The 11,365-nt window shown below is 70.2% G+C and carries 9 protein-coding genes; all 9 read right to left on the bottom strand.

What is annotated here, in order from left to right; all coding sequences use genetic code 11:
* Nucleotides 1-301: 301 nt before the first annotated feature.
* Nucleotides 302-1,987: a ribonuclease J gene (locus tag ACIGZJ_RS35975; protein WP_396461231.1), complete on the bottom strand. Its 1,686-nt coding sequence runs from the start codon at nt 1,985-1,987 to the stop codon at nt 302-304.
* Nucleotides 1,988-2,156: 169 nt separating this feature from the next.
* On the bottom strand, nt 2,157-3,056 hold the full coding sequence (gene dapA, locus ACIGZJ_RS35970) for a 4-hydroxy-tetrahydrodipicolinate synthase (RefSeq protein ID WP_396461230.1): 900 nt from the start codon (nt 3,054-3,056) through the stop codon (nt 2,157-2,159).
* Nucleotides 3,057-3,272: 216 nt separating this feature from the next.
* Nucleotides 3,273-4,004 carry an FAD-dependent thymidylate synthase gene (thyX, locus tag ACIGZJ_RS35965; protein ID WP_396461229.1) on the bottom strand — a complete coding sequence of 244 codons (732 nt, stop codon included), beginning with the start codon at nt 4,002-4,004 and terminating at the stop codon, nt 3,273-3,275.
* Nucleotides 4,001-4,462, bottom strand: coding sequence for a hypothetical protein (locus tag ACIGZJ_RS35960; RefSeq protein WP_396461228.1), 462 nt, complete (start codon nt 4,460-4,462; stop codon nt 4,001-4,003). Before ACIGZJ_RS35960 ends, thyX begins: the two co-directional genes overlap by 4 nt.
* Before the next feature lie 7 nt (nt 4,463-4,469).
* Nucleotides 4,470-5,216, bottom strand: coding sequence for a 4-hydroxy-tetrahydrodipicolinate reductase (gene dapB, locus ACIGZJ_RS35955; protein ID WP_396461227.1), 747 nt, complete (start codon nt 5,214-5,216; stop codon nt 4,470-4,472).
* 14 nt (nt 5,217-5,230) lie between these two features.
* Entirely contained in the window at nt 5,231-6,604 is a 1,374-nt protein-coding gene (locus ACIGZJ_RS35950; protein WP_396461234.1) for a M16 family metallopeptidase, read from the bottom strand.
* A gap of 84 nt (nt 6,605-6,688) precedes the next feature.
* On the bottom strand, nt 6,689-8,896 hold the full coding sequence (locus ACIGZJ_RS35945) for a polyribonucleotide nucleotidyltransferase (RefSeq protein WP_396461226.1): 2,208 nt from the start codon (nt 8,894-8,896) through the stop codon (nt 6,689-6,691).
* Nucleotides 8,897-9,331: 435 nt separating this feature from the next.
* Entirely contained in the window at nt 9,332-9,622 is a 291-nt protein-coding gene (gene rpsO, locus ACIGZJ_RS35940) for a 30S ribosomal protein S15 (RefSeq protein ID WP_030397713.1), read from the bottom strand.
* A gap of 162 nt (nt 9,623-9,784) precedes the next feature.
* Nucleotides 9,785-11,242: a type VII secretion integral membrane protein EccD gene (gene eccD, locus ACIGZJ_RS35935; protein WP_396461225.1), complete on the bottom strand. Its 1,458-nt coding sequence runs from the start codon at nt 11,240-11,242 to the stop codon at nt 9,785-9,787.
* Nucleotides 11,243-11,365: the final 123 nt, after the last annotated feature.

Below are 11,365 nucleotides of genomic sequence, written 5' to 3'. Positions count from 1 at the left end.
GCTGTTGAGTTCTCAAGGAACGGACACTTCCTTCGGACCGCCTTCCAGCGGGCCCTCCGGGCGCTTCGTTCTTTCGTGTTTCCAGCTTAGCAGATGTTTTCCGCTCCGTTTTCCGGAGTTTCGTTTATCTGATTTGCTTTGGCCTTTCGGCGCTCCCGAACTCTACCAGAGTTTCTCGGGCCGTTTTCCGCGCTCCGTTCTCGAATTTCATTTCGAGAACTTCTGCCGGGGCCGTCCCGTGGGGCAACCCGGAGAACATTACGCACCGGGCTGCCCCACGTCAAACCGACCAGCGGGAGGATCAGACCTCGACCACGACCGGCAGGATCATCGGCCGGCGGCGGTAGTTGTCCGCCACCCACTTGCCGATGGTCCGGCGGACCAGCTGCTGAACCTGACGGACCTCGAGGACGCCGTCACCGGCCGAGCGCTCCAGGGCCTCCTGGAGCTTCGCGACGACCGGGACGAACGCGTTGTCGTCAATACCGGAGCCGCGGGCCTGGATGGTCGGGCCGCTCACCATCTTGCCGTTGGTGGAGTCGACCACCACGAACACCGAGATGAAGCCCTCCTCGCCGAGGATTCTGCGGTCCTTGAGCGAGGCCTCGGTGATGTCGCCGACCGACGAGCCGTCGACGTAGACGTAGCCCGCCTGCACCTTGCCGACGATCCGCGCGACGCCGCCCTCCAGGTCGACGCAGACGCCGTCCTCGGCGATGACCGTGCGGTTGCGCGGCACACCGGTGGCGATGCCCAGGTCGGCGGCCGCCCGCAGGTGGCGCCACTCGCCGTGGACCGGCATCAGGTTGCGCGGCTTGCAGATGTTGAAGAAGTACAGCAGCTCGCCTGCCGAGGCGTGGCCCGAGACGTGCACCTTGGCGTTGCCCTTGTGCACGACCTTGGCGCCCCAGCGGGTCAGGCCGTTGATCACCCGGTAGATGGCGGTCTCGTTGCCGGGGATCAGCGAGGAGGCGAGGACGACGGTGTCGCCCTCGACGATGCGGATCTGGTGGTCGCGGTTGGCCATCCGGGACAGCGCGGCCATCGGCTCGCCCTGCGAACCGGTACAGATCAGCACGACGTCCTTGTCCGGCAGGTCGTCCAGCTGCTTGACGTCCACGATCATGTTGCCGGGGACCTTCAGGTAGCCGAGGTCCCGCGCGATGCCCATGTTGCGGACCATCGAGCGGCCGACGAAGGCGACCTTGCGCTTGTGCTCGTGCGCGGCGTCCAGCACCTGCTGGATCCGGTGCACGTGGCTCGCGAAGGAGGCCACGATGATCCGCTTCTCGGCGCTCGCGAAAACGTTTCGCAGCGCGGCCGAGATGTCCCGCTCGGACGGGATGAAGCCGGGGACCTCGGCGTTGGTGGAGTCCACCAGCAGCAGGTCCATGCCCTCCTCCGCCAGCTTGGCGAAGGCCGGCAGGTCGGTGAGGCGGCCGTCGAGCGGCAGCTGGTCCATCTTGAAGTCGCCGGTGGCGACGACCATGCCGGCCGTCGTGCGGACGGCGACGGCCAGCGCGTCGGGGATGGAGTGGTTGACCGCGATGAACTGGCAGTCGAAGGGGCCGATCCGCTCGCGGTCGCCCTCCTTGACCTCCAGCACGTACGGGCGGATGCGGTGCTCGGCGAGCTTGGCCTCGATCAGGGCGAGGGTGAGCTTCGAACCGATCAGCGGGATGTCCGGGTTCTCCCGGAGCAGGAACGGCACCGCGCCGATGTGGTCCTCGTGTCCGTGGGTCAGGATGATGCCGTCGATCTTGTCGAGACGGCCCCGGATGTAGCTGAAGTCCGGGAGGATCAGGTCGACGCCGGGCTGCTCGTCCTCGGGGAAGAGGACACCGCAGTCGATGATGAGCATGCGGTCCCCGTACTCCAGGACCGTCATGTTGCGGCCGATCTCACCGAGACCGCCGAGCGGGGTGATGCGGAGCGCGCCCTCCTTGAGAGCGGGGGGCGCGCCGAGTTCGGGGTGCGGGTGGCTCAAAAGACTCTCCTCACGACGCACGCCATATGCCCGGGGTCCTCCCCCTGGAGACATATGGCGTGCGTACTCAGTGTCGGTTTCCTACTGGGTCGGTGCTCTCGCGCCTTCGTCCGGTTCAGCGACGGTCCCGCAAAGGGCCGGCGAGCCGGGGCGCGCACGTCTGTGTCTGTTACAGGTGTACCCCGCCTGCGGCGAGATCCTTCTTCAATTGCGCGATCTCCTCGGAGTCCGCACCGATCAGCGGCAGCCGCAGCGGCCCGGCCGGCAGGCCCTGGAGCTCCAGCGCGGCCTTGGTGAGGATGACACCCTGCGTGCGGAACATACCGCTGAAGACCGGCAGCAGGCTCTGGTGGATCGCCGTGGCCTTGGCCACATCGCCGCTCTGGAAGGCCTCGACCATGCTGCGCAGCTCGCCCGCGACCACGTGGCCGACCACGCTGACCACGCCGACCGCTCCGACGGACAGCAGCGGCAGGTTCAGGATGTCGTCGCCGGAGTACCAGGCGAGGTCCGAGCGGGCGATCGCCCAGGCGGCGGCGCCGAGGTCGCCCTTGGCGTCCTTGTTGGCGACGATCCGCGGGTGCTCACCGAGCCGGACCAGCGTCTCGTGGCTCAGCGCGACACCGCTGCGGCCGGGGATGTCGTAGAGCATCACCGGCAGCCCGGTGGCGTCGGCGATGTGCGTGGTGTGCCGGTACAGGCCCTCCTGCGGGGGCTTGCTGTAGTACGGCGTGACGACCAGCAGGCCGTGGGCTCCGGCGGTCTCGGCCTGGCGGGCCAGGTCGGCGCTGTGGTGGGTGTCGTTGGTGCCGACACCGGCCACGACGTGGGCGCGGTCCCCCACCGCCTCCACCACGGCGCGTACGAGGCGGGCCTTCTCGGCGTCGCTGGTGGTCGGGGACTCGCCGGTGGTGCCGTTGACGACGAGGCCGTCGTTGCCGGAGTCGACGAGGTGGGCCGCGAGGCGCTGGGCGCCGTCGAGGTCGAGGCCGCCGTCGGCGGTGAACGGGGTGACCATGGCGGTCAGGACCCGGCCGAAAGGCGTCTGGGGGGTGGAGGTCGGAGCCATGCGTCCAAAGCTACTCGTAGGCGGTGGGGCGGTACCCATGCCGGTCCAGGGTTCGGACAGGTGTAGCACTCAGGTCGGCGCAGACAGTGGGATTCCGGTGCTGCATGCTCGGGGGTTCAAGCAGCACCGGAATCCGTGTCACGAGCGTAGGGAGCGGCTAGAAAAGCCGCAATCCAGACATGCCCGGCAAACCGTCCATATGCCTATCACCCCAGGTCAGGGGGCGACGCGGCCGTGCTTCTCGAAGGCCGCATGGGTGAGGGGCATGAGCCGGGCCCACTGCTCCTCCATCTGCTCGGCGACCATCTCGATCTCGCGCTGCGGGAAGGACGGCACGGCGGCGTTCTCCTTCTTGGTCCGCAGCGACAGGAAGTGCATCAGCGAACGGGCGTTGCAGGTCGCGTACATCGAGGAGAACAGACCCACCGGCAGGACGGCCCGGGCCACCTCGCGGGCGACGCCGGCGTCCAGCATCTCCTGGTAGCGGCCGTACGCCTCGCGGTACGCCGTCTCCATCGCCCCGGTGACGGTCCGGTGCTGCTCGGGCGTGCCGTCGACGAACTCGTAGCGGCCCGGACGGCCCTGCTGGACGAGCTTGCGCTCCTCGCCCGGCACGTAGAAGACCGGCTGCAGCTCGCGGTAGCGGCCGGACTCCTCGTTATAGGACCAGCCGCTGCGGTGGCGGTGGAACTCGCGGAAGACGAAGATCGGCGCGCTGATGAAGAAGGTCATCGAGTTGTGCTCGAACGGCGTGCCGTGCCGGTCCCGCATCAGGTAGTTGATCAAGCCCTTGGACTTCTCCGGGTCCTGCTGGAGCGCCTCCAGGGACTGCTCGCCCGCCGTCGAGACGCGGGCCGCCCAGATGACGTCCGAGTCGGCGGCGGCGCTGCGGACCAGCTCCACGGTCACATCGCTGCGGAACTGGGGGGCCGTCGTTTCATCGGTCACGCGCTACTCCTTGCGGGTTCGGTGCGGCTGTGCAGTGTGATCGCGTGCTGCATGGTCTTGCGGGCACGCGGGGTGTCCCCGGCGTCGGCGTACGCCACCGCGAGGCGGAAGAAGACCCGCCAGTCGCCGGGCGCCTGCTCGGCCTCCGCCCTGCGGCGGGCGAACACCTCGTCGGCCGAGGCCCGGTCGATCCGTCCGCCGGTGGTGCGCTTCAGCTCGTCCACCGGCAGGCCGCCCTCGGCCTCCAGCTCGCGGGCGAGCCGCTCGCTGGCCCGGCCGAAGCGGACGGTCTGCCGCAGGAACCAGACCCCGATCGGCGGGATGACGAAGGCGCAGAGCCCCATGCCGATGCCGAGCGGCTTGCCGGTGGCGATCAGCTGGACGCCCTCGCCCACGCAGACCAGGGCCACCAGCAGCAGGACGCCGGAGAGGACGAAGAAACCGGTACGGGAGGTCATCCGGTGCTCACAGGTCCAGGAAGTTCTCGAGGCCCACGGTGAGCCCGTGGTGCTCCACGACCTTGCGGACACCGAGCAGGATGCCGGGCATGAAGCTGCTGTGGTGCAGCGAGTCGTGCCGGATGGTGAGTGTCTCGCCGGTGTCGCCGAACATCACCTGCTGGTGCGCGAGCAGGCCGCGCAGCCGGACGGCGTGCACCGGCACACCGTCCACGTCGGCGCCGCGGGCGCCGGGCAGGCTGTGCGTGGTCGGGTCCTGCTGCGCGGGCAGGCCGGCCTCCGCGCGGGCGGCGGCGATCAGCTGCGCGGTGCGGGTGGCGGTGCCGCTGGGCGCGTCCGCCTTGCGGTCGTGGTGCAGCTCGACCACCTCGACCGACTCGAAGTACCGGGCCGCGGTCTGCGCGAACTTCATGCCCAGCACGGCGCCGAGCGAGAAGTTCGGCGCGATCAGCAGCCCCAGTTCGGGCGCCTTCTCCAGCAGGCCGCCGACGGTGGCCAGCCGCTCGTCCGTCCAGCCGGTGGTGCCGGTGACCACGTGGATCCCGTGGCGCAGGCAGTAGTCGAGGTTGCCCATCACCGAGTCGGGGTGGGTCAGCTCGACGGCGACCTGCACACCCGCCCTGGTCAGCTCGTCGAGGTCGGAGCCCCGGCCCAGCGCGGCGACCAGCTCCATGTCCGGGGCGGCCTCGACGGCCTTGACGGCCTCGGAGCCGATCCGGCCCCCGGCGCCGATCACGGCGACACGCAGCGTCATAGCGATTAGTCCCTTCAGACCAGCAGGTCGGCGAGCCCGGCGGCCCGCTTGTCGTTGATCGGGCCGATCAGCGCCAGCGACGGCCGGTACGCGCCCAGCACGTCACGGGCCACGGCGTGGACGTCGTCCAGGGTCACGGCCGCTATCTTGGCCAGCATCTCGTCCACCGAGAGGTGGTGGCCGTAGCTCAGCTCGGCCTTGCCGATCCGGTTCATCAGCGAGCCGGTGTCCTCCATGCCGAGCACGGTGGAGCCGGAGATCTGGCCGATCGCCCGGCGCAGCTCCTCCTCGGTGATGCCGTCGGCGACCACCTTGGCGAGCTCCTCGCGGCAGATCCGCAGCACCTCCTCGACCCGCTTGGGCTGGCAGCCGGCGTAGATGCCGAACAGGCCGCTGTCCGCGTAGGAGGAGGAGTAGGAGTACACCGAGTACGCCAGGCCGCGCTTCTCCCGGACCTCCTGGAAGAGCCGCGAGCTCATGCCGCCGCCGAGGGCCGCGTTGAGCACGCCCATCGCCCAGCGGCGCTCGTCGTGCCGGGGCACGCCGGGCACGCCCAGCACCAGGTGGGCCTGCTCGGTGGAGCGGTTGAGCACCTCGACCCGGCCGGCCGTGCGGAGCGCCTTGACGCCGCGGCGGGCCGCGGCGGGGGCCGCCTCGGAGCGCGCCAGCAGCGGTGCGAAGGCCTGCTCGACCTGCTTGACGACCTTGCGGTGGTCCAGGTTGCCGGCCGCCGCGACCACCAGGTGCTCGGGCTTGTAGCGGCGGTGGAAGAACCCGGCGATCTGGTCCCGGGTGAGGCCCCGGACGGTCTCCTGGGTGCCGAGGATCGGGCGGCCGAGCGGGCCGCTGCCGAAGATCGCCTTGGCGAAGAGGTCGTGCACCACGTCGCCCGGGTCGTCCTCGGCCATCGCCATCTCCTCGAGGATGACGCCGCGCTCGGCCTCCACGTCCTCGGGGCGGATCAGCGAACCGGTGAGCATGTCGCAGACCACGTCGATGGCCAGCGGCAGGTCGGTGTCGAGGACCCGGGCGTAGTAGCAGGTGTTCTCCTTCGCGGTGAAGGCGTTCATCTCGCCGCCGACCGCGTCCAGGGCCGCCGAGATGTCCAGCGCGCTGCGCCGCTCGGTGCCCTTGAAGAGGAGGTGCTCCAGGTAGTGGGTGGCACCGTTCAGCTGCGGGGTCTCGTCCCGTGAACCGACGCCGACCCAGATGCCGAAGGTCGCGGAGCGCACCGTCGGCAGGGTCTCGGTGACGACCCGCAGGCCGCCGGGGAGGACGGTGCGGCGTACCGTGCCGGCACCGTCGACCCCCTTGAGCAGGGTCCGGGTGGTGCCGGGGCGCTGCGTCGCCGCCGAGGCCTGAGCCACGGGGTGTACCTCCGTAGTGATGCGAGAACAACAGGGTGCGGCCCGCACGCCGACGGGGCGTGCGGGCCGCGGCCGCTTCTATGGAACGGGGTGGCTAGCGGCGCTTCACTCGGAAGCGGCCTCGCCGCCCTCCTCGCCCTCGACGACCGGGATCAGCGAGAGCTTGCCGCGCGGGTCGATCTCGGCGATCTCGACCTGGACCTTGGCGCCGACGCCCAGCACGTCCTCGACGTTCTCCACGCGCTTGCCACCGGCGAGCTTGCGGATCTGCGAGATGTGCAGCAGGCCGTCCTTGCCCGGCATGAGCGAGACGAACGCGCCGAACGTCGTGGTCTTCACCACGGTGCCCAGGTAGCGCTCGCCGACCTCCGGCATGGTCGGGTTGGCGATCTGGTTGATCGTCGTACGGGCAGCCTCCGCCGAGGGACCGTCGACCGCACCGATGTAGATGGTGCCGTCGTCCTCGATGGTGATGTCCGCGCCGGTGTCCTCCTGGATCTGGTTGATCATCTTGCCCTTGGGGCCGATGACCTCACCGATCTTGTCCACCGGGATCTTGATGGTGATGATGCGCGGGGCGTTCGGCGACATCTCGTCCGGAGTGTCGATCGCCTCGTTCATCACGTCGAGGATGTGCAGGCGGGCGTCCTTGGCCTGCTTCAGCGCGGCGGCCAGCACCGACGCCGGGATGCCGTTCAGCTTGGTGTCCAGCTGCAGGGCGGTGATGAAGTTGCGGGTACCGGCGACCTTGAAGTCCATGTCGCCGAACGCGTCCTCGGCGCCCAGGATGTCGGTCAGCGCGACGTAGTGCGTCTCGCCGTCGATCTCCTGCGAGATCAGGCCCATCGCGATACCGGCGACGGCGGCCTTCAGCGGCACACCGGCGTTCAGCAGCGACATCGTCGAGGCGCAGACCGAGCCCATCGAGGTGGAGCCGTTGGAGCTCAGCGCCTCGGAGACCTGGCGGATCGCGTAGGGGAACTCCTCGCGGGTCGGCAGCACGGGCAGGATCGCCCGCTCGGCCAGCGCGCCGTGGCCGATCTCGCGGCGCTTGGGCGAGCCCACGCGGCCGGTCTCGCCGACCGAGTACGGCGGGAAGTTGTAGTTGTGCATGTAGCGGCGACGCGTCTCCGGGGAGAGCGTGTCGAGCTGCTGCTCCATGCGGAGCATGTTCAGCGTGGTGACACCCAGGATCTGGGTCTCGCCGCGCTCGAACAGGGCCGAGCCGTGGACGCGCGGGATGGCCTCGACCTCGGCGGCCAGGGTGCGGATGTCGGTGACACCGCGGCCGTCGATGCGGACCTTGTCCTTGATGACGCGCTCGCGCACGACCTTCTTGGTCAGCGCGTTGTACGCGGCGCTGATCTCCTTCTCGCGGCCCTCGAACTCCGGCAGGAGCTTCTCGGCGGCGATCGCCTTGACGCGGTCCAGCTCGGCGTTGCGCTCCTGCTTGCCGGCGATGGTCAGCGCCTGCGACAGCTCGTCCTTGACCGCGTTGGTCAGGGCGGCCAGCACGTCGTCCTGGTAGTCCAGGAAGATCGGGAACTCGGCGGTCGGCTTGGCGGCCTGGGCGGCCAGCTGCGACTGCGCGGCGCAGAGCACCTTGATGAAGGGCTTCGAGGCCTCGAGGCCGGCGGCCACGACGTCCTCGGTCGGCGCCTCGGCGCCGCCCTCGACCAGCTTGATGGTCTTGGTGGTGGCCTCGGCCTCGACCATCATGATCGCGACATCGCCGTCGGGCAGCGTGCGGCCGGCGACGACCATGTCGAAGACGGCGTCCTCCAGCTCGCTGTGGGTCGGGAACGCGACCCACTGGCCCTTGATCAGCGCGACGCGGACGCCGCCGATCGGGCCGGAGAACGGCAGGCCGGCCAGCTGGGTGGACGCGGAGGCGGCGTTGATGGCCACGACGTCGTACAGGTGGTCGGGGTTGAGCGCCATGATCGTGCAGACGACCTGGATCTCGTTGCGCAGGCCCTTGACGAAGGACGGGCGCAGCGGGCGGTCGATCAGGCGGCAGGTGAGGATCGCGTCCTCGGAGGGCCGGCCCTCACGACGGAAGAACGAGCCGGGGATGCGGCCCGCGGCGTACATCCGCTCCTCGACGTCCACGGTCAGCGGGAAGAAGTCGAAGTGCTCCTTCGGCTGCTTGGAGGCGCTCGTGGCCGACAGCACCATGGTGTCGTCGTCCAGGTAGGCCACGGCGGAGCCGGCGGCCTGACGGGCCAGGCGGCCGGTCTCGAAGCGGATGGTACGGGTGCCGAAGGAACCGTTGTCGATGACGGCTTCGGCGTAGAACACGTTCTCTTCCACCTGGAAGATCTCCTCTTTCGTACGTCTCCGGGAGAGCGTCCCCGCGCTTGGCCTGCCGGTGGGCCCTGGACCAGCCGGGCCGGTCTTCGATCGAAGCCTCCGGAGTGCCCGCTCGGTCTGCGGGACTTCCGACGGCCACTACCGAGGACCGGCGCCTCTCGGCTGCCAGGCCTGGACGGGCGGTCCGCGTCTGGACGCTCTCTCGGATGCGGGCGGCTTCCGTTTGAAGCCTTCGTCCCGCGGGGGGTTGGGGTCCTGGTTCGGGTGGCGCGCCGTTGGCGCCATCACCCGGCATGCCCACAACCCTACGGTGCAATCCTCGGCCACCTGGGGAGGTGCGCGCGAGTTGTTATGTTCGGGCGCCGCGGATCGTCGGCCGCGGCATACGCGCGAGGGGCGGCTCCCCGGTGTGGGGAGCCGCCCCGAGCGGCGGTCTTAGCGGGCGCCACCGGCGGCACCGCGGCGGATGCCCAGGCGGTCGACGAGCGTACGGAAGCGCTCGATGTCCTTCTTGGCCAGGTACTGCAGCAGGCGGCGGCGCTGGCCGACCAGGATCAGCAGGCCACGACGCGAGTGGTGGTCGTGCTTGTGGGCCTTGAGGTGCTCGGTCAGGTCCGAGATGCGGCGCGAGAGCATGGCGACCTGGACCTCGGGGGAGCCGGTGTCGCCCTCCTTCTGGCCGAACTCGGCGAAGATCTGCTTCTTGACGTCAGAGGCGAGAGCCACTGCAACTCCTTCAGAGGTGATACCGAGCAGTCCTGGTCTACGGCACAGGACTCTTGGAGAACTCGGTGTCGTAATGCGGGCGCCGCCTGCTGCCTCCGACCCGGGGCCGGGCACACGGCTGCGCTCGAAGGCCAAGCGTACCAGTGCCCGTCCTCGGGCCGGTCAGCCGGTGGCGCCGCGTACCAGGTTGTAGACGTCGAGCACGGCCAGCGCGATCGGGACGAGGGCGATCAGGGTGATGCTGTCGACCAGGTCCAGGATGCGTCCCCAGAAGGGGGAGACGCCGAGTCGGGGCACCACCAGGGCGATGGCGGTGAGCACCGCCGCACCGAAGGCGATCGAGGCGGCCAGCCAGATGGTGCGCAGGTCGACGTCGGTGGAGCTGGTGGCCTTCAGGATGAACAGCGGGGTGTGCAACGACAGGCCGATGATCAGCAACGACAGGCCGAGCAGGCCCGCGATGGTGAGGCTGAAGACCTGCGCGGTGTAGCGGAACAACCGGGCGCGCAGCATGGTGGCGATGCCGATGGCCAGGGCGAGCAGCTCGGGGTAGACCTGGTCGGTGAAGCCGAGCACCGCGCAGGCGCCGACGATCACCGCGGCGCAGCCGCCGACCAGGCCGACCAGCACCTCGTGGCCGCGGCGGGCCTGCTGGGCGATCCGCTCGTACTGGACGGCCTCGGCGCGGCCGGCCTCCTCGTCGTAGTCGCGACTGCGGGTGCGGGTCTGGCCGGGGGCGCTGAAGCCGACGGGCAGCCGGGCGAAGCGCGCGGACAGGCCGGGCAGGAAGCCGATCACGGCGACGGCCGCGACGCCGGTGACGGCGGCGATGTGGCCGGCCGGGGTCTGCGGGAGGAGGACGGCGGCGAAGGTGGCAAGCGCGCCGGCCGCGGCCAGGAAGGCGGCGGCGACGAACAGCGAGTCCTTCTCGGGCAGCAGGCCGACCAGCAGGACGGCGACGACCAGGACGGCGACGCAGCCGGTGAGGAACTGGAGCCGGCCCGGGCCGTCCCACTTGTGGGCGACGGCGATGATGCCGCTGCCGCCGATCATGGCGTGCGGCAGCGCGCCCAGGCCGAGGGCCAGGGCGGCGTACGGGTCCTGGTAGACCCGGGCCCGGACGCCGGCCAGTGCGGTGAGCACGACGGCGGTGACGCCGGACAGCACGCCGGGCAGGCCGTGCATGTCGTGGAGCAGGTCGGAGAACCAGAGGGCGAAGCCGAGCAGGGTGAGCAGGACTCCAGCGCCGATCAGGCCGAAGGCCCGCATCAACTCGGGGCTCCAGAAGCGGCGGTCGGCCTCGACGGCGGTGGCGATGGCGTCGGCGACGTCGTCGTAGACGGCCGGCGGCAGCGACTCGGCGAACGGGCGCAGGCTGAGCAGGTCGCCGTCGCGGACCTGCTGGGCGGCGAGCGGCAGTCCGCTGTCGAGCACGGTGCCGTCGCGGCGGACCAGGTGGAACCCGGTCGGGGCGCCGTCGGGCTGGGCCTGGCCGGAAAGGCGCAGCACCTCGGGGTAGACGTCCGCGAGCGGGACGTCCTCGGGCAGGGCGACGTCGATCCGGCTGTCCGGTGCGACGACGGTGACCCGGCAGAAGCCGGTCGTGGCGGCGGTGCTCATGCGCACCCCTCGATCGCTCGGCGCACTGGGCGCTCCCCCTTGTTGGTTGACTGTGCCGCGTACCGGCGGTGGTCTGGTGTGGCTGCTGCGCGGGCGCGCGGCCGGGGCGGAACTGGCTCGATC

It is taken from the genome of Kitasatospora sp. NPDC052868, from assembly GCF_044547105.1.
Classification (GTDB): domain Bacteria; phylum Actinomycetota; class Actinomycetes; order Streptomycetales; family Streptomycetaceae; genus Kitasatospora.
This window is presented reverse-complemented; position numbering and strand designations above follow the sequence as displayed.